Source organism: Curtobacterium sp. 8I-2 (genome assembly GCF_902506155.1).
GTDB classification, from domain to species: Bacteria; Actinomycetota; Actinomycetes; order Actinomycetales; family Microbacteriaceae; genus Curtobacterium; species Curtobacterium poinsettiae.
Genome location: NZ_LR732827.1, coordinates 1,094,644 through 1,113,445, shown reverse-complemented (window position 1 = coordinate 1,113,445; position 18,802 = coordinate 1,094,644). Strand labels below are relative to the sequence as shown.

Annotated in this window: 17 protein-coding genes and 1 rRNA gene; 17 read left to right on the top strand and 1 reads right to left on the bottom strand. The window is 70.7% G+C overall.

Annotation, left to right across the window (positions count from 1 at the left end; translation table 11 throughout):
* The first annotated feature begins 11 nt into the window (after window positions 1-11).
* From BOSE127_RS09030 to BOSE127_RS08955, 16 genes are all read left to right on the top strand, one after another.
* On the top strand, window positions 12-1,208 hold the full coding sequence (locus tag BOSE127_RS09030; RefSeq protein ID WP_017887966.1) for an argininosuccinate synthase: 1,197 nt from the start codon (window positions 12-14) through the stop codon (window positions 1,206-1,208).
* 82 nt (window positions 1,209-1,290) lie between these two features.
* Window positions 1,291-2,727 (top strand): argininosuccinate lyase, encoded by a 1,437-nt coding sequence (gene argH / locus BOSE127_RS09025; RefSeq protein WP_017887965.1) that lies wholly within the window; start codon window positions 1,291-1,293, stop codon window positions 2,725-2,727.
* Window positions 2,724-3,422 carry a DNA-3-methyladenine glycosylase gene (locus BOSE127_RS09020; protein WP_017887964.1) on the top strand — a complete coding sequence of 233 codons (699 nt, stop codon included), beginning with the start codon at window positions 2,724-2,726 and terminating at the stop codon, window positions 3,420-3,422. Before argH ends, BOSE127_RS09020 begins: the two co-directional genes overlap by 4 nt.
* Window positions 3,423-3,485: 63 nt before the next feature.
* The gene (gene tyrS, locus BOSE127_RS09015) at window positions 3,486-4,799 is read left to right on the top strand and encodes a tyrosine--tRNA ligase (RefSeq protein ID WP_236559525.1); all 1,314 of its coding nucleotides are present in this window, start codon (window positions 3,486-3,488) and stop codon (window positions 4,797-4,799) included.
* Window positions 4,800-5,422: 623 nt separating this feature from the next.
* Window positions 5,423-5,539 (top strand): 5S ribosomal RNA (gene rrf, locus BOSE127_RS09010).
* A gap of 1,574 nt (window positions 5,540-7,113) precedes the next feature.
* Entirely contained in the window at window positions 7,114-7,725 is a 612-nt protein-coding gene (locus BOSE127_RS09005) for a hypothetical protein (protein ID WP_235045670.1), read from the top strand.
* A gap of 31 nt (window positions 7,726-7,756) precedes the next feature.
* Complete coding sequence (locus BOSE127_RS09000) at window positions 7,757-8,728, top strand: HAD-IIA family hydrolase (protein ID WP_200860516.1); 972 nt, start codon at window positions 7,757-7,759, stop codon at window positions 8,726-8,728.
* A gap of 10 nt (window positions 8,729-8,738) precedes the next feature.
* Window positions 8,739-8,906, top strand: coding sequence for a hypothetical protein (locus tag BOSE127_RS08995; RefSeq protein ID WP_156155395.1), 168 nt, complete (start codon window positions 8,739-8,741; stop codon window positions 8,904-8,906).
* On the top strand, window positions 8,899-9,732 hold the full coding sequence (locus BOSE127_RS08990) for a TlyA family RNA methyltransferase (RefSeq protein WP_159556952.1): 834 nt from the start codon (window positions 8,899-8,901) through the stop codon (window positions 9,730-9,732). The genes BOSE127_RS08995 and BOSE127_RS08990 overlap by 8 nt, the downstream gene beginning before the upstream one ends.
* Window positions 9,729-10,652, top strand: a complete 924-nt coding sequence (locus BOSE127_RS08985; RefSeq protein ID WP_017886924.1) for an NAD kinase — start codon at window positions 9,729-9,731, stop codon at window positions 10,650-10,652. Before BOSE127_RS08990 ends, BOSE127_RS08985 begins: the two co-directional genes overlap by 4 nt.
* A gap of 36 nt (window positions 10,653-10,688) precedes the next feature.
* The gene (gene recN / locus BOSE127_RS08980) at window positions 10,689-12,383 is read left to right on the top strand and encodes a DNA repair protein RecN (RefSeq protein WP_017886923.1); all 1,695 of its coding nucleotides are present in this window, start codon (window positions 10,689-10,691) and stop codon (window positions 12,381-12,383) included.
* A 161-nt stretch (window positions 12,384-12,544) separates the two neighbouring features.
* Window positions 12,545-14,260 (top strand): CTP synthase, encoded by a 1,716-nt coding sequence (locus tag BOSE127_RS08975; RefSeq protein ID WP_031259575.1) that lies wholly within the window; start codon window positions 12,545-12,547, stop codon window positions 14,258-14,260.
* A 172-nt stretch (window positions 14,261-14,432) separates the two neighbouring features.
* Window positions 14,433-15,008: an NUDIX domain-containing protein gene (locus BOSE127_RS08970; RefSeq protein ID WP_017886921.1), complete on the top strand. Its 576-nt coding sequence runs from the start codon at window positions 14,433-14,435 to the stop codon at window positions 15,006-15,008.
* Window positions 15,005-15,604, top strand: coding sequence for a DUF1349 domain-containing protein (locus BOSE127_RS08965; protein WP_017886920.1), 600 nt, complete (start codon window positions 15,005-15,007; stop codon window positions 15,602-15,604). The genes BOSE127_RS08970 and BOSE127_RS08965 overlap by 4 nt, the downstream gene beginning before the upstream one ends.
* Window positions 15,605-15,642: 38 nt before the next feature.
* Complete coding sequence (locus BOSE127_RS08960; RefSeq protein WP_031259572.1) at window positions 15,643-16,695, top strand: site-specific tyrosine recombinase XerD; 1,053 nt, start codon at window positions 15,643-15,645, stop codon at window positions 16,693-16,695.
* A gap of 116 nt (window positions 16,696-16,811) precedes the next feature.
* On the top strand, window positions 16,812-17,270 hold the full coding sequence (locus tag BOSE127_RS08955; RefSeq protein ID WP_413813393.1) for an ASCH domain-containing protein: 459 nt from the start codon (window positions 16,812-16,814) through the stop codon (window positions 17,268-17,270).
* Between the two features lie 39 nt (window positions 17,271-17,309).
* Here BOSE127_RS08955 and BOSE127_RS08950 read toward each other — a convergent pair whose 3' ends face one another.
* Window positions 17,310-18,347 carry an LLM class flavin-dependent oxidoreductase gene (locus BOSE127_RS08950; RefSeq protein ID WP_017886917.1) on the bottom strand — a complete coding sequence of 346 codons (1,038 nt, stop codon included), beginning with the start codon at window positions 18,345-18,347 and terminating at the stop codon, window positions 17,310-17,312.
* A gap of 50 nt (window positions 18,348-18,397) precedes the next feature.
* Between BOSE127_RS08950 and BOSE127_RS08945 the strand changes: the two genes are divergently transcribed.
* The gene (locus BOSE127_RS08945) at window positions 18,398-18,730 is read left to right on the top strand and encodes a TraR/DksA family transcriptional regulator (protein ID WP_017886916.1); all 333 of its coding nucleotides are present in this window, start codon (window positions 18,398-18,400) and stop codon (window positions 18,728-18,730) included.
* Window positions 18,731-18,802 lie beyond the last annotated feature (72 nt).

Here is an 18,802-nt window from a genome sequence, read left to right as displayed (position 1 = left end):
GGTGATCACCAGTGGCTGACCGCGTCGTCCTCGCGTACTCGGGCGGTCTCGACACCTCCGTCGGGATCGGCCGGTTGCGCGACGGCACCGGCAAGGACGTGGTGGCACTCGTGGTCGACGTCGGCCAGGGCGGCGACGACCTCGAGGCGATCCGGCAGCGCGCACTCGACTGCGGCGCGGTCGAGGCGCTCGTGGTCGACGCCAAGGACGAGTTCGCGGACGAGTACATCGTGCCGGCGCTCCGAGCCAACGCGCTGTACCAGAAGCGGTACCCGCTCGTCTCGGCCCTGAGTCGACCGCTCATCGCGAAGCACCTCGCCCTGACGGCGAAGCAGCTCGGTGCGGACAGCGTCGCGCACGGCTGCACGGGCAAGGGCAACGACCAGGTGCGCTTCGAGGCCGCCGTCGCGGCGATCGCGCCGGACCTGCGGACCATCGCCCCGGTGCGGGACCTCGCCCTCACCCGCGACCGTGCCCTCCAGTACGCGCAGGAGCACGGGCTGCCGGTCCAGCAGCCCGAGCGGCAGCCGTGGTCGGTCGACCAGAACGTGTGGGGTCGTGCCGTCGAGACGGGTCTCCTCGAGGACCCGTGGAACGGCCCGACCGAGGACCTCTACGCGACCACGCAGGACCCGGCCCTCCCGCAGCCGGCCGACGAGGTCACGATCACCTTCGACCGCGGGGTGCCGGTCGCCCTCGACGGGCAGCGGTTCAGCGTGCTCCGGATGGTGCAGGAGCTCAACGCCGTCGCCGGCAAGCACGGGGTCGGACGCATCGACGTCGTCGAGGACCGCGTGGTCGGGATCAAGTCGCGCGAGGTCTACGAGGCACCGGCCGCGGTCGCCCTCATCGCCGCGCACGAGGAACTCGAGAGCCTGACGCTCGAGCGTGACGTCGCGCGGTTCAAGCGCGGTGTCGAGGCCGAGTGGGCCGACCTGGTCTACGACGGCCTGTGGTTCGGCGGACTCAAGCGCAGCCTCGATGCCTTCGTCGAGCACACCCAGCAGCACGTCTCCGGCGACGTCCGGTTGCGGCTGCAGGGCGGACGCGCCACGGTGACGGGTCGTCGGTCCGAGCAGAGCCTCTACGACTTCGACCTGGCGACGTACGAATCCGGCGATGCGTTCGACCAGTCCGTGTCCAGGGGGTTCATCGAACTCTGGTCACTGCCCAGCAAGATCTCCGCCCGCCGCGATGCGGCGAACTGACCGACAGCCGCACCGGACCGACCACCAGCCCGCGGCCCCGCCCCCGGCGCGCCCGAGCACCGACGAAACGACGCAGGACGACATGACCGACGAGAAGACCGACGCCACCAACACCGGTGCCCTCTGGGGCGGCCGCTTCGCCGACGGCCCGAGTGCGGCCCTCGCTGCGCTCTCCAAGTCGACGCACTTCGACTGGCAGCTCGCGCCCTACGACATCGCGGGGTCCCGTGCCCACGCCCGAGCGCTGCACACCGCGGGCTACCTGACCGCCGACGAGCTGGAGCGCATGCTCGCCGGCCTCGACCGGCTCGAAGCGGCGCACGCCGACGGCACGCTGCAGCCCGACGACTCCGACGAGGACGTCCACGGCGCCCTCGAACGCCTGCTCATCGCCGACCTCGGTCCCGAGCTCGGCGGCAAGCTCCGCGCGGGTCGCAGCCGCAACGACCAGATCGCCACCCTCGGCCGGATGCACATGCTCGACCACGGACGGCGCATCGGGCGGCTCGTGATCGACCTCGTCGACGCGATCACCCAGCAGGCCACCGAGCACCCGGCCGCGATCATGCCGGGGCGCACGCACCTGCAGCACGCCCAGCCCGTGCTCCTGGCCCACCACCTGCTCGCGCACGCCTGGCCGCTCGTCCGCGACCTCGAGCGCCTGCGCGACTGGGCCGGCCGCGCGAGCGTCAGCCCGTACGGTGCGGGTGCGCTGGCGGGCAGTTCCCTCGGCCTCGATCCCGCCGCGATCGCCGCGGAGCTCGGCTTCGACCGTCCGGCGGACAACTCGATCGACGCCACGGCAGCCCGCGACGTCGTCGCCGAGTTCGCGTTCGTCCTCGCGCAGATCGGCATCGACGTCTCGCGTCTGTCGGAAGAGGTCATCCTCTGGAACACGAAGGAGTTCGGCTTCGTCCGGCTCCACGACGCGTTCTCGACCGGGTCGAGCATCATGCCGCAGAAGAAGAACCCGGACATCGCAGAGCTCGCCCGGGGCAAGTCGGGGCGCCTGATCGGCAACCTGACCGGGCTCCTCGCGACCCTCAAGGGACTGCCGCTGGCGTACAACCGCGACCTGCAGGAGGACAAGGAGCCGGTGTTCGACTCCGTCGCCACGCTCGAGGTCCTGTTGCCCGCGTTCACCGGCATGATCGCGACCCTGACCTTCGACACCGACCGGATGGCCGAGCTCGCGCCGCAGGGCTTCTCGCTCGCGACGGACGTCGCCGAGTGGCTGGTCCGTCAGGGCGTCCCGTTCCGGGATGCGCACGAGGTCTCCGGCGCGCTCGTCCGGTACTGCGAGGAGCGCGGCATCGAGCTCGACGAGCCGACCGACGACGAGTACCGGTCGGTGTCCGAGCACCTCACGCCCGACGTCCGTTCCGTCCTGACCATCGAGGGCAGCGTCGCATCGCGCTCCGGCGTCGGCGGCACCGCACCCGACCGGGTCGCCGAGCAGCTCGCGTCCGTCACCCGCCGCGTCCGCGACCTGGCCGAGGGCGCACCCTTCTCGCGATGACCCCGGGGATCGCCGCGCTGCTCGCCGAGCCCGCCCCGATCATCGCGCCGGCCCTGCTCGGTGCGACGATCGCGGGGCGCGGCGTGGCGCTCCGCATCACCGAGGTCGAGGCCTACTCCGGCCCCACCGACCCCGGCTCACACGGACACCGGGGGATGACGGAGCGCAACCGCCACCTCTTCGGTCCGCCCGGCACGCTGTACGCCTACCGCTCGTACGGCATCCACACCTGCGTCAACGTCGTGAGTGGGCCGGCCGGCACCTCGTCGGGCTCCCTGCTCCGCGGTGCGCAGGTCGTCGAGGGGCTGGACCTCGCGCGAGCGCGTCGCGGTCCGACGGTCGCGGACGTCGCGCTGGCACGCGGGCCCGGCAACCTCGGGGGAGCGCTCGGCGCGGTCCTCGGGCAGGACGACGGCACGTCGCTCCTCGACGGTTCCGGCCCGTTCGTGCTCACCCTGGCACCCGGCCTGGAGGCCCGGCTCGCCTCCGCCGGACCGGCCCGGGTGATCGACGAGCTCCTGTCCGAGACCCTGCCCGGCCCGCGGGCCGGCGCTGCCGTCCCACGGATCTCCCGCGGTCCGCGCACCGGCGTCGGCGGCATCGCCGGCGGGGTGCAGTACCCCTGGCGCTTCTGGCTGACGGGTGACCCCACGGTCTCGACGTACCGACGGCACAAGGGTGCCCTCGACCCGTGAACCCGGCCACGGGCCTCCCGGCTGCCGCGCCTGCCGGTCGTCCGTCGCCGCTACGATGGCGGGGTGTCCAGTGATACCGCTCACGACGTCCTGACGCGCCAGCAGAACGACCCCGCCTTCGACTCGGTGTGGGACGAACTGCAGTGGCGCGGTCTGGTGCAGGTCTCGACCGACGAGGCCGCGCTGCAAGAGGCCCTCGACGGTGAGCCGATCACGTACTACTGCGGCTTCGACCCGACGGCCCCGTCGCTGCACTGCGGCAACCTCCTGCAGCTCCTGACCATGCGCCGGCTGCAGCTCGCCGGGCACAAGCCGCTCGCGTTGGTGGGCGGGTCGACCGGTCTCATCGGCGATCCGCGTCCGACGGCCGAGCGCACGCTGAACACCCCGGAGACCGTGGCCGAGTGGGTCTCCCGACTGCAGACCCAGGTGTCGCGGTTCCTCAGCCCGGACGGCGACAACGGCGTCCGACTGGTGAACAACCTCGACTGGACCGCCCCGATGTCCGCGATCGACTTCCTGCGCGACGTCGGCAAGTACTTCCGCGTCAACTCGATGCTCAAGAAGGACGCCGTCGCCGCGCGGCTGAACTCCGATGCGGGGATCAGCTACACCGAGTTCAGCTACCAGATCCTGCAGGGACTCGACTACCGCGAACTCTGGCGCCAGTACGGGTGCACGCTGCAGACCGGCGGTTCGGACCAGTGGGGCAACCTGACCTCCGGCACCGAACTCGTCCGTCGCGCCGAAGGCGCCACGGTGCACGCCCTCGGCACCCCGCTCATCACGAACTCCGACGGCACGAAGTTCGGCAAGAGCGAGGGCAACGCGATCTGGCTCGACGCCGAGATGACCTCGCCGTACGCGATGTACCAGTTCTGGCTCAACACGACGGACGCGGACGTGATCGCCCGGTTGCGGCAGTTCACGTTCCTGACGCGCGCCGACATCGAACGACTCGAGCAGGCCGTCGCCGACGAGCCCTTCCGACGAGAAGCCCAGCGGACCCTGGCGTTCGAGGTCACCTCGATCGTGCACGGCGTGATGGCGACCCAGGCGGCGATCGACGCCGCGGCCGCGCTGTTCGGCAACGGCGACCTCGGTGCGCTCGACCCCGAGACCCTGCGGTCGGCGATCGCCGCGCTGCCGGGGTCGGTCACGCTCGACCCCGGGGCGGACGTCGCACGGGCACTCGTGGAGACGGAACTCGTGAAGTCCCTCGGCGAGGCCCGCCGCGCGATCGACCAGGGCGGTGTCTACGTGAACAACGTCCGAGCCGAGGACGCGGCCGCCCCGTTGTCCGACCTCGCCCTGCCCGGGGGAGTCCTCGTGCTCCGTCGTGGCAAGAAGACCCTCGCCGGTGTGACGCTCGGCTGACCCCGGTCGCTCGACCTCTCGTGATGCCCGGTTCCCCTGCGGAACCGGGCATCACTGCGTCCGGGCGACGCGTGTTGCACAACGCGACACGCCCGGGATGGGAGCTGGCTTGGCGCACCCGCTCAGGGCTGCGTATAGTTCTTACTCGTCACCCCAAAGGTGCGGCGGAGCGGCTGGAGCGGAAGCCCAGAGCACGTCGGCCCTCAAGCGGGACCATCCTCCACTGAAGTTCAGATCGGGCCTTGCGCCGGATCGCTTCGACGCCTAGGATGACAAGCCCACCGGTTCTCTCCCCTCGGGATGAGCCACTGGACCTCCGGGTCCGACGAACAACCGGTGGCAAGCCAAGAACACAAGCCTTGTGGCTGAAGCTCGAACTCGAGCCGAAGAGCAAGTGCGTCTGGTCCTTGAGAACTCAACAGCGTGCACATTGTCAATGCCAATTTATTGATTGACCTCGTGCCTGGTCGGCTTGCTGACTGGGTCATGAAGCAATTCCTTTTGGATTGAAGATTGTCAGNCAGACGATCGGGAATCGAAACTGAATACACCGCTCTGCCCTCTTCACGGAGGGCAGTAGTCGGGACAGCTTTGAGACCAATGTATGATCTGGTCGAGAGTGTTCCGGTGGTCATAGCGAGAGGGAAACGCCCGGTCACATTCCGAACCCGGAAGCTAAGCCTCTCAGCGCCGATGGTACTGCAAGGGGGACCTTGTGGGAGAGTAGGACGCCGCCGGACTTAACGTAAGAAAGATGTGGCCATCGGCCCTCCATCGAGAATTCGCAGGGGAAACCCTCGTTCTCGGTTGGGGCCGGTGGCCATTTCTGTTTCTGCCGCCGTTCACTCGACGCCGGCTCCGGTTCGTGATGGACTGGAACCACCGTCGGGCGACCGACGCGGCACCCAACACAACGACACAGCGGATGAACGCCCGAGGCACTGCACCGGGCACGCGATGAGGAGCAACGGTGGCGAACGACGACGATCAGCGGCGGAACGACGGCGACCGCGGAGATCGACCCCGGCGGGACGGCGATCGTTTCCCCCGTCGTGATGGTGCTCCGCGTCGTGACGGCCAGAGCAACGGCCGGTGGTCCTCTGGTCCTCGTGAGTTCGAGCGTCGCGAGGGTGACCGTCGCGATCGTCCGCAAGGTGGGGACCGTCCGTTCCGCGATGGTGCTCCCCGCCGGGACAGCGCTCCGCGTCGTGACGGCGATCGTTCGTTCCGGTCAAGCGACCGCAATGACCGACCCTCGTGGCAGGGTGATCGTGGCGCCGCCGGCCGTCCGCCGCGCGGGGATGGTCCGCGTGGTGCCGATCGCCCGGGTCGTGACGGTGACCGTCCGTACCGTGGTGGGTCTTCGGATCGTCCGGCTCGTGATGCTGACCGTCCGTACCGTGGTGGGAGCTCTGACCGTCCGCGTCGGGACGGTGACCGCCCGTACCGCGGTGGCTCGTCCGATCGTCCCGCTCGTGATGGCGATCGCCCGTACCGCGGTGGCTCGGACCGTCCCGCTCGTGATGGCGATCGCCCGTACCGCGGTGGCTCGGACCGTCCCGCTCGTGATGGCGATCGCCCGTACCGCGGTGGCTCGGACCGGCCCGCTCGTGATGGCGATCGCCCGTACCGTGGCGGGTCCTCGGACAGGCCGCGCCGTGACGGGGACCGACCCTTCCAGGGCGGTTCGGACCGCCCGCGTCGTGATGGCGATCGTCCGTACCGCGGGGGATCCTCGGACCGTCCGGCTCGTGATGGTGACCGTCCGTACCGCGGCGGATCCTCGGACCGCCCGCGTCGCGACGGCGACCGTCCGACCCGTGGTGGTTCCTCCGACCGTCCGTTCCGTGGCGGGTCCTCGGACCGTTCCAGCCGCGATGGTGGCGAGGAGCGTCGTCGGTTCGGCGACGGCTCCCGGCACGCCGGTGCGCGCTTCGGCGAAGCGGCCCGCGACGACTGGGAAGACCGCGATCCGTACGGCACGAAGTCCATCCGTCCGCGTCACGAGGACCCGGAGATCCCCGAAGAGATCGATGCGCGCGACCTCGACCCGGCCGCCCGCATGGAGCTGAAGACCCTCAGCAAGGACAACGCGGACTGGGTGGCTCGTCACCTGGTGGCTGCTGCGCTGTTCGTCGATGACGACCCGGAGACGGCGAACCAGCACGCGCTGAGCGCGGCTCGTCGTGCTGGTCGGGTCGGTGTCGTCCGTGAGACCGCTGCCATCACCGCCTACCGTCTCGGCGACTTCGCCACGGCCCTGCGTGAGCTCCGCACCTACCGTCGGATCTCGGGTCGCAACGACCAGCTGCCGATGATGGTGGACTGCGAGCGCGGCCTAGGACGTCCGGAGCGCGCGCTCGAACTCGGCCGCTCGGTCGAACGGTCGGCCCTCGAGACACCGGTGCAGGTCGAACTCGCGATCGCCATGTCCGGCGCCCGTCTCGACCTCGGGAATCCCACAGCTGCGCTCGGCGAGCTGGAGATTCCACAGCTCGACCCGTCCACCGCCTACACGTGGTCCCCGGCGCTCTACAGTGCTTACGCGGCCACGCTCGAGGAGCTCGGTCGACAGGACGAGGCCGACGAGTGGTGGGCCCGAGTGGACCGCGCGGTAGCGGCCCTCGCCGAAATCGCGGACGACAACGCTTGGGAGACAGTTGATGTGGTCGAGGAAACGATCGAAGTCGAAGTACACGGAGACGCCGGAGACGCCGGAGACGACGACGCCGAAGACCTCGGAACCGACGACGTCGCGACCGACGCACTCGACGGCGGCGACGACGACTCCGCCGACGATGTCGACGACGACCTCGACGACGAACCAGCCGTCGACGACCTCGACGACGACACCTCTGCAGCCGACGAGCCCGGCGAGATCGACGACGACAACCCCCGCGACGTCGACGGCTCCGCAGCCGGCTGAGCACCCGGCGTCGCTGACGGACGGCGTCGACGTGGTCCTCACCGACCTCGACGGCGTCGTCTACCGGGGCCGCAACGCGATCCCGCACGCGGTCGAAGCACTGACCCGGGCATCGCTCACGGCGCGGGTCGGCTACATCACGAACAACGCATCGCGCCGCCCGATCGACGTCGCTGAACACCTCGAGCGCTACGGGCTCGAGGTGTCCGAGGGCGACGTCGTCACCTCGTCGCAGGCCGGCGTCCAGCTGCTCGCGACCCTGGTGCCGGCCGGGTCGACCGTCCTGGTGACCGGCGGGCTCGGCCTGTCCAGCATCGTCGAGGCAGCCGGGTTCACGGTGACGTCGAGCGCCGAGGACTCTCCCGCAGCAGTGATCCAGGGCTTCTCGCCGGATCTCGGCTGGAAGGAACTGGCCGAGGCATCGTTCGCCCTGGCCGACCAGGACGTGCCGTGGGTGGCGACGAACATGGACTGGTCGATCCCCGTCGAGCGCGGCATCGCCCCCGGCAACGGGACGCTCGTGTCCGCCGTGCACCAGGCAGTCGGTCGCATGCCCGTGGTCGCCGGCAAGCCCGAGCGGCAGATCTTCGACACCGCGGTGGAACGCTTCGGCGGCGGTCGGACCCTGTTCATCGGTGACCGGCTGGACACCGACATCAAGGGCGCGAACGACGTCGGGATCCCGAGCGTGCTCGTGCTCACCGGCATCGACCGGGCCAAGCAGGTGCTCGCGGCCGATCAGCGCTCGCGTCCCACCTACGTGCTGGAAGACCTCCGGGGCCTGTCCCAGCCGTACCCGGAGACGGTGCGGCGCGAGGACGAGGACGGCACCCGGTACGTGACCGTCGGAACCTCGACGGTGGCGATGCGCGGGCACGTGGTCCGGGTGCTCGACGCCGGGACGGACATCGATCGACTGCGCGCCGGCTCCACGATCATCTGGGAGTCCGAGTTGGCCATCTACGGCCTCGACGTCGACCCGCAGCTGTACGGCGGCGAGTAGCGTGTCGGACGTGCCGAACCCCGAGCAGCCGTCCGCCGAACCCGAGCAGCAGGACGCCTTCGCCGCGCGGACCGCCGAGGCAGAGACGCTCCCGCTCGTCGATCGCGCCGACGCCTTCTCCGCGCTGCACGACGAGCTGCGGACGCGGCTCGAGAGCGGCGGCTCCGCGAGTGCCTGAGCCGGACGGAGCCGTCCCCGACGCGACCCCGGTCCGCCTCGACGCGCTGCTCCCTGCACGCGGACTCGCTCGGTCGCGCACCGTGGCCAGCAAGCTGATCCAGGACGGCCGCGTGCTCGTCGGCGGGCGTGCCGTCCTCAAGTCGTCGACGCCGGTCGCGCCAGACGCCGAGATCGAGGTCGACGCCGCGGACGAATGGGTGTCGCGTGCAGCCCGGAAGCTCGTCGGTGCGCTCGACGCCTTCGACGTCGACCCTGCCGATCGTGTCGTGCTCGACGTCGGCGCGAGCACCGGCGGGTTCACCCAGGTGCTGCTCGCACGTGGTGCGCGCCGTGTCATCGCGCTCGACGTGGGCCACGGACAGCTGCACCCCACCATCGCGCTCGACGAGCGCGTCGCCGTGGTCGAGGGGACGAACGCCCGGAACCTCACGCGCGCCGACTACCTGGCACTCGACGACGCAGCCACCGACACGAGCCTCGTGCTGGGGGACCTGTCCTTCATCTCGCTCAGACTCGTGCTGCCGGCGCTGGCCGAGGCCGTCCCGGCGGACGAGTTCGTGCTGCTGGTGAAGCCCCAGTTCGAAGTGGGCCGCGGCGGTGTGCGCGAGGGCATCGTGCACGACGCGGGGCTGCGGAACGACGCGCTCATGAACGTGCTCTGGGCGGCGTGGGACCAGGGCCTCGGTACCAGCGGGCTCACCGCATCGCCGATCGTCGGGACCCACGGCAACCACGAGTACCTGGCCCGCTTCCAGCGCGGTGTCGGGGGCAATCCGACAGAATGGAGAGTCCGGGCGACCGAACTCACGGAAGGGTCTTCATGAGCGACGAACGGCACATCCTGCTCGTGTCCCACACGGGTCGCCGCGACTCGATCGACGCCGCGGTCGAGGTCTGCGACCTCCTGCACGCCGCCGGTCTCACGCCCGTCATGCCCTTCGACGAGTACGCGGACATCCGCCGCGCCGAAGCGTCGGTCGGCAAGGTCGACATCCTGGGCGTCGACGTCCAGCCGAACCAGCTCGAGATCGTCATCGTGCTCGGCGGCGACGGCACGATCCTCCGCGCCGCGGAACTCGTCCGGAACACCGGTGCTCCGTTGATCGGCGTGAACCTGGGGCACGTCGGGTTCCTGGCAGAGAGCGAGCGCGACGGTCTTGCCGAGACGGTCGAGCGTGCGCTGTCCGGCGAGTACAACGTCGAGGAACGCGTCACCCTGCAGGTCGACGTCGTCGTGGGCAACCAGATCGTCTACTCGAGCTGGGCGCTGAACGAAGCCACGATCGAGAAGGCGTCCCGTGAGCGGATGCTCGAGGTCGTGACCGAGGTCGACGGGCGCCCGCTGTCGTCCTTCGGTTGTGACGGTGTGGTCGTGTCGACCCCGACGGGCTCCACGGCGTACTCGTTCTCGGGTGGTGGCCCCATCGTGTGGCCCGATGTGGACGCACTGCTCATGGTGCCGCTGAGCGCCCACGCCCTGTTCGCCCGTCCGATCGTCGTCGGGCCGGACTGCACGCTCGCGATCGAGGTCCTGCGGCGCACGAGCGGCGTCGGCGTGCTCTGGTGCGACGGACGCCGCACCCACGACCTGCCCCCGGGTGCCCGCGTCGAGGTCCGGCGTTCGCCCGACCCGGTGCGCGTCGCCCGGCTCAAGGACGCCCCGTTCACCGACCGGCTGGTCGCGAAGTTCCAGCTGCCCGTCGCCGGGTGGCGCGGCCCCCAGAGCGACGAGGACGACCGATGAGCACGGAGAACACCCGATGAGCACGGAGGACGACCGATGATCGAGGAGATCGCGATCCGCGACCTCGGTGTCATCGGTGAGACCACGCTCGAACTCGGGCCGGGCTTCACCGTCGTCACCGGGGAGACCGGTGCAGGCAAGACGATGATCGTCACCGCACTCGGGCTGCTGCTCGGTGCGCGGGCCGACGCCGGTTCGGTTCGCCGTGGCGCGTCGAGCGCGGTCGTCGAAGGCCGCTGGCACGTCCCCGAGCAGGACGCGGTCGCCGAACGTGTCGAGGACGCCGGCGGCACCGTCGAGGACGGCGAGCTCATCCTCACCCGCACGGTCTCCGCCGAGGGGCGCAGCCGTGCCACGGTCGGCGGTCGCAGTGCCCCCGTCGCGGTCCTCGGTGAACTCGCCGACCAGCTCGTCACCGTGCACGGGCAGTCCGACCAGATCCGCCTGACCTCGGCCACCGCGCAGCGGGCGGCGCTGGACGGGTTCGGGGGATCCTCGCTCGAGAAGGCCCTTGCCCGGTACGTGGCCGCGTACGACGCCTGGCAGCAGCACGCCGGTGAACTCGAGGTCCTGGTCCGTGACCGGGACGACCGGGTGGCCGAGGCCGAGCGGATCCGTGCGGCCTCCGACGAGATCGAAGCCGCCGACCCGCAGCCCGGGGAAGACGTCGAGCTGGCCGAGCGCGCCGAGCGCCTGGGGAACCTCGAGGAGCTCCGGCTGTCGGCTGCCCTGGCGCACGAGGCACTGTCCAGCGAGTCCCTCGACGGCGTCTCGGACGTCGTCGGCCTGGTCGAGTCCGCGCGCCGTGCCGTCGAGCGTGTGGTGTCGTCGGACAGTGCCCTGCAGCCGGTGCTCGAGCAGCTCACGGAGCTGGGCATCCAGGCAGCCGAGGCGTCGGCGAGCATCTCGAGCTACCTCGGTTCCCTGGAACCCGAAGCCGGGCACGACCTCGAACTCATCAACGAACGCCGGGCGTTGCTGGCCGGCCTCACCCGCAAGTACGGCGAGACGGTGGACGACGTCATCGCCTACGGTCAGCGCGCGAGTGACCGGCTGCTCGAACTCGACGGCGACGACGACCGGATCGCGGCGTTGCAGCGGTCGGTCGAGCAGGATGAGCAGGCGCTCGAGTCCGCCGCCGCAGCGCTCACCACGGCGCGTACCAAGGCGGCGGCCGACCTGGCGAAGCGTGTGACGGCCGAGCTGAAGACCCTCGCGATGGGTGGCGCGACCCTGGTGGTCGAGGTCACCGACGCGGGGGAGTACCGCCGCCACGGCCGTGACCAGGTGACGATCCTGCTCCAGCCGCACTCCGGCACCGACCCCCGGCCGATCGGCAAGGGGGCGTCCGGTGGTGAGCTGTCGCGCGTGATGCTCGCGATCGAGGTCGTCATGGCTGGCAGCACCACCGTGCCGACCTTCGTCTTCGACGAGGTCGACGCGGGTGTCGGTGGGGCGGCGGCCATCGAGATCGGCCGGCGGCTGGCGAAGCTCGCCGAGCGCACGCAGGTCATCGTCGTCACGCACCTGGCCCAGGTCGCCGCGTTCGCGAACAACCACCTCAACGTCGTGAAGGACGCCAGCGGTGCCGTGACCTCGTCGAGTGTGCGACGGCTCGAAGGCGAGGACCGGCTGCAGGAGATGGCTCGGCTGCTCTCCGGGCTCGGCGACAGCGCCAGCGGCATCGAGCACGCCCGCGAGCTGCTCGACGTGGCCGGCCAGCGGGCCTGACGGCCAGACCTGCCTGATCCCGGTGACCGGGCCACGGCCCGGTGACCGGGCCACGGCCCGGCGACCCGGCCACGGCACGGTGACCCAGCCACCCACCCGCGCAACGCCCACGGCGAACCGGGGTCGCGCCTCCCGGCAGTTCTGACGTACGATGGAATCCCGTGGCGGACACTCTCAGCGGCGGTACCAATTCTTCGAACTCGACCCCGAAGGTGACGAAGCAGATCTTCGTGACCGGCGGGGTCGTCTCGTCTCTCGGCAAGGGCCTGACGGCGGCCAGCCTCGGCAACCTGCTCACTGCTCGCGGCCTCAAGGTCGTCATGCAGAAGCTCGACCCGTACCTCAACGTGGACCCGGGCACCATGAACCCGTTCCAGCACGGCGAGGTCTTCGTGACCGACGACGGCGCGGAGACGGACCTCGACATCGGGCACTACGAGCGCTTCCTCGACATCAACCTGTCGCAGGCCGCGAACGTCACGACCGGTCAGGTGTACTCGACGGTGATCGCCAAGGAGCGTCGCGGCGAGTACCTCGGCGACACGGTGCAGGTCATCCCGCACATCACCGACGAGATCAAGCGCCGGATGCGCGAGCAGGCGCAGAACGACCCGCAGCCCGACGTCATCATCACCGAGGTCGGGGGCACCGTCGGCGACATCGAGTCGCAGCCGTTCATCGAGTCCGCCCGTCAGGTGCGGCACGAGCTCGGCCGAAGCAACGTGTTCTTCGTGCACGTGTCGCTGGTGCCGTTCATGAACGCCTCGGGTGAGCAGAAGACCAAGCCGACCCAGCACTCCGTCGCCGCGCTCCGCTCGATCGGCATCCAGCCCGACGCGCTCGTGCTGCGGAGCGACCGTCCGGTGTCGGAGTCGAACAAGCGCAAGATCGCGCTGATGTGCGACGTCGACGAGGACGCCGTGGTGAACGCTGTGGACGTCCCCTCGATCTACGACCTGCCGACGCTGCTGAACAACCAGGGTCTCGACCAGGTCATCGTCGAGGCGCTCAAGCTCGACGCCGGTCCGGTCGACTGGACCGCCTGGACGCCTGTGCTGAAGGCCGTGCACGAGCCGAAGAAGGACGTCACGATCGCGCTGGTCGGCAAGTACATCGACCTGCCGGACGCCTACCTGTCCGTCACCGAGGCGCTCCGTGCGGGTGGCTTCGCGCACGACGCGAAGGTCACGCTGAAGTGGGTCGTGTCCGACGACTGCACCACCCCCGAGGGCGCGGCGAAGCAGCTCGGCGACGTCGACGGCATCTGCATCCCGGGTGGGTTCGGCGTGCGCGGCATCGAGGGCAAGCTCGGCGCGCTGAAGTTCGCGCGTGAGCAGGGCATCCCGACGCTCGGCCTGTGCCTCGGCCTGCAGTGCATGGTCATCGAGTACGCCCGCCACGAGGTCGGTCTGACCGACGCGTCGAGCACCGAGTTCGACCCGGAGACCTCGACGCCGGTCATCGCGACGATGGCGGAGCAGGTCGACATCATCGCCGGTGGCGACCTGGGCGGCACGATGCGCCTGGGCCTGTACCCGGCGTCGTTCACCGAAGGGTCGCTGGCGGCGGAGCTGTACGGTGCGCCCGAGGCCTCCGAGCGGCACCGTCACCGCTACGAGGTGAACAACAAGTACCGCGAGCAGATCGCGGATGCCGGCCTGGTGTTCTCGGGCACGTCGCCGGACGGCACGCTGGTGGAGTACGTCGAGCTGCCGCGCGACGTGCACCCGTTCTACATCGCCACGCAGGCGCACCCGGAGCTCCGCTCGCGTCCGACCGATGCGCACCCGCTGTTCGCGGGGCTCGTCGCGGCCGCGATCGAGCGCCACGAGGCGTCCAGCCTGTTCGACCCGCAGACCGAGGAGCAGGTCGCGTAGCGCGAGTGGTCTCTGACTGGAGGCGCGGTGCCAGCTGGCACCGCGCCTCCCGTCCGTCTGGGGGCGCGTCCACGGCACCTGATTCCGGACACGGAACCACGGAATGACGCGGTGCTGTGTCCGGAACCTGGTTCCGACGGGGCGTCCGGCGCGCGCGTGCTTGGATGGAGCCGTGACAGACGCACCGATCGCCGACGAGTCCGCCTCCTTCGAGGTCACCGAATCCACCGTCGTCTACGAGGGCGCCGTCTGGGACGTGCGTCGCGACACCGTCGCGTACAACGGTGACGCGATGGTCCGCGAGTACATCGACCACACCGGCGCGGTCGCGGTGTACGCCGAGGACGACGAGGGCCGCGTCCTGGTCATCCAGCAGTACCGGCACCCGGTGCGGATGCGTGACTGGGAGCTGCCCGCCGGCCTGCTCGACATGGCGGGCGAGGACCACCTGACCGCCGCGAAGCGCGAGCTGGGCGAAGAGGCCGACCTCGAAGCCGACACGTGGGAGCCGCTGATCCGCTACAACACGTCGTCCGGCGGCAGCGACGAGTTCATCCAGGTCTACCGGGCGCGCGGCGTGCGGTCGACCGGGTCCGCGTTCGAGCGCGAGGCGGAAGAGGCCGACATCGTGACGCGCTGGGTGCCACGGGCGGAGCTGCTCGACGGGATCCTGGGCGGTCGGCTCAACAACTCGGCCCTCGTCGTCGCGACGCTCGCGGTCGAGGCCATCGAACAGCGCAGCAAGTGAGCGGGGCAGCGGTCGACGGTCTGCGTGACCTGGTCGGCGCCGGTGCCTGGACGCACGAGCCGCAGGCCTCCGTGCTCGACGGCGACGTGTTCCGTGTCACCGCCGTCGAGGGCAGCGATGCCTGGCGGACCACCTCGTACGGGTTCGTGCACGACTCGGAGCACGCGCTGCTGCAACCGACCGACGGCCCGTTCTCGGTCGAGGCGTCGTTCGTGCTCGACTACACCGAGCAGTTCGACCAGGCCGGGGTGTTCCTGCGCGTCGACGAGCGGACGTGGATCAAGGCCGGTGTCGAGTTCTCGGACGGTGCTCCTCAGCTCGGCGCCGTGGTCACGCGTGGGTTCTCCGACTGGTCCGTGTCGCCCGTGCCGGAGTGGGTGGGCCGGGTGGTGACCGTCCGCGCGAGCCGCGACGGTGACGCCGTGACGATCCGGGCGTGGGCCGAGGGCGACGAGCCCCGGCTCGTCCGGGTCGCGTACCTGGACCCGGAGGCCGTCGTGTCCGCGGGGCTGCTGTGCGCCGGGCCGACGCGGGCTGGCTTGACCGTGACGTTCACCGGCTTCCGGGTGGGCGCGCCGGACGAAGCGCTGCACTGACGGGCAGGTGGCCGTTCGCCGGTTAGCCTGCTGAGGTGATGCCCCTCGATCGTGCCGTGGAGACGTACCTGCGGCACGTCGCGATCGAGCGGGGACTCTCGCAGCACACGCTGTCGGCGTACCGGCGGGACCTCGCCGTGTTCGCCGAGTGGCTCGGCGTCGCACCGGTCGTCGAGTCGGACGGCGCTGACCGGGCCGGAGGCTCCTCGGTGCTGCAGGACGTCGCTCGCCTGGCGCGGGCGGACGTCTCGGGGTTCGTCGAGCACCTCGCCACGCGACCATCGGGACCGTTGGCGCCGCGGTCGATCGCGCGCATGCTCAGTTCGGTCCGTTCGTTCACCGCCTTCGCCGCGGGAGAGGGCTGGCTGCCGCTCGACCCCGGCACCGCCGTCCGACCGCCGAAGGCTCCCATGCGGCTGCCGAAGGCGATCCCCGTCGAGGACATGGAACGGCTGCTCGGGGCGGTCTCCGTCGACGCGGACGACCCCGTCCAGCTGCGGGACAAGGCCCTGCTCGAGCTGCTCTACGCCACCGGTGCGCGGATCTCCGAGGCGGTGGGGCTGTCGGTCGACGACGTCACCACGCTGTCGGACGCCGCTGCCGACGCTCCGGGCCCGGGCCCGGGCCCCGGTGCGGACGGGCTCGCCGTCGTGAAGGTCACCGGCAAGGGCAACAAGCAGCGGATCGTCCCGCTCGGCAGCTTCGCGCGGGCCGCGATCGACGCTTACCTGGTGCGGGCACGGCCGGTGTTCGCGGCACGGGGAGCGTCGACGCCGGCGCTGTTCCTCGGCGCCCGTGGTGCGCGGTTGTCGCGACAGAGCGCCTGGCTCGTGATCCAGGCCGCTGCTGCCGCCGCCGACCTGGAGGCGCACGTGTCACCGCACACCTTCCGGCACTCGTTCGCGACGCACCTGCTCGAGGGCGGTGCTGACGTCCGCGTGGTGCAGGAGCTGCTCGGGCACGCGAGCGTCGCCACGACGCAGATCTACACGATGGTCACGGCCGACATGCTGCGGGACGTGTACCAGACGGCGCACCCGAGGGCGCGGCGGCAGGCGCTGCCGGATGGGCGCGACGGGCGCGCTTCGTGAGCAGCACGATGGGGGGAGACGGGCGTGCTTCGTGAGCAGCAATGGTCGGGTCGCGGCATAGCACTCGACATCTCCTGCTCACGAAGTGCCGTCTCCCGGTGCACTACGGTCGGGGCGTGCCCTCGACCCTCGACGACTTCTGGACCGCACGACGCCTCGAGCGACCGGACCTTCCGGTGGACATGCCGGAAGCCTGGTCGTTCGGTGCGACCCCGGAGCAGGCGGACGCGCTCCTGCAGCTCGTGCTCGACGGGGTCAAGGTCGGCACGGCGTCGTCGCTCTGGGACTACGAGGCGACCGGTGACCCGCTGCCCGCAGTGGACGAGTTGAGCATCGTGACCGACGGCTCCGATGCGCCCCGCGCGGTCATCGAGACGACGCTGGTCCAGGTGGTCCCGTTCGATCAAGTCGATGCTGACCACGCCTGGGCCGAGGGTGAAGGCGACCGCACGCTCGAGCACTGGCGGGCCGTGCACGAGGCGTTCTGGCGTGCACACTCCGAGCACCCGCGCGGGTTCGCGCCGGGCATGCCCGTCGTGTGCGAGCGGTTCCGGCTGCTGTGGCCGAACCGCTGAGGCCGATCCCGAACGGCTGAACCGGATCCCGATACGGGGTCAGGCGGGGACCGGCTCCGCGTCGACCTCGGTGAAGACGTCCTTCACGGCCGCGAGCAGCCGCGCGTTGAACTCCACACCGAGCTGGTTCGGCACGGTGACGAGCACGGTGTCGGCAGCGCGGACGGCCTGGTCGGCCGCGAGCTCCGCGACGAGCTGCTCGGGCTCACCGATGTAGGAGCGGCCGAACCGGGCGAGCCCGCCGTCGAGGTGCCCGACCTGGTCCTGCCCCTCGACCTGCGCGCGCACGCCGAAGTAGTGGCGCGACTCGTCGTCGATGATCGGGATGATGCTGCGCGAGACCGACACCCGTGGGGTCCGCTCCCAGCCCGACTCCGCCCACACCCGGCGGAAGCGCTCGATCTGCTCGGCCTGCAGCTGGTCGAACGGCACACCGGTGTCCTCGGTCAGCAGGGTCGAGGACATCAGGTTCATGCCCTGCTCGGCCGTCCACTCCGCGGTGGCGCGGGTGCCGGCACCCCACCAGATGCGGTCGCCGAGCGAGTCGGACAACGGGAAGATCGGCAGGGACCCGACCGATCCGGTCATCTGCGGGTTGGTGTTGGCCATCGGCTCGCCGGCGATCGCACGGCGGAACACGCTCGTGTGCGCTCGGGCCATGTCGCCACCGTTCTCATCGGAGGCGTCGGGCACGTAGCCGAACTGCTGGTAGCCGGCGAGGGCGGTCTCGGGTGATCCCCGCGAGACGCCGAGCTGCAGTCGCCCGCCGGAGATCAGGTCGGTGGCCGCGGCCTCTTCCGCCATGTAGAGCGGGTTCTCGTAGCGCATGTCGATGACGCCGGTCCCGATCTCGATCCGGCTCGTCTTTGCGGCGATGGCGGCGAGCAGCGGGAACGGTGCGGCCTGCTGCGGCGCGAAGTGGTGGACGCGGAAGTAAGCGCCATCGACGCCTGCTTCCTCTGCTGCGACGGCGAGGTCGATCGCCTGCACCAGGGCCTCTCGCCCGCTGCGCACCTTCGACCCCGGCACGTCACGCCAGTGTCCGAACGACAGGAACCCGATCTTCGTCATGTCCATGCGAACGCATCCGGGGGCGGGGTCATTCCGCCGCGACTACCGTGTCCGGGATGGAGGACCCCCGCCCCGCACTCGAAGCCGAACGCGCCCGCAACGAACGGCTGCTGACCGAGGTCGAGCGGAGCATGCGTGACGTCAGTGACGCCCGGCAGGATGCCAACTCCGACGACGAGCACGACCCCGAGGGTGCGACCCTGGCGTGGGAACGTGGCTCGCTCGGTGCGGTCCGCGACGGTGCGCAGCTGCGGATCCGCCAGGTGGACGCCGCGCTCGCACGGATCGACGAGGGCACCTACGGCCGCTGCACGGTCGGCGGCGAGCCGATCCCGAAGGCCCGGCTGGCCGCCGTCCCGTGGGCGGCGACGTGCGTCGCGCACGCCTGAGGGGTGGGCGGACGCTGCCGCGTGACGGACTGGAGGCGCGGCGCAACCCCGCCCCGCGCCTCCCGGCCTGCG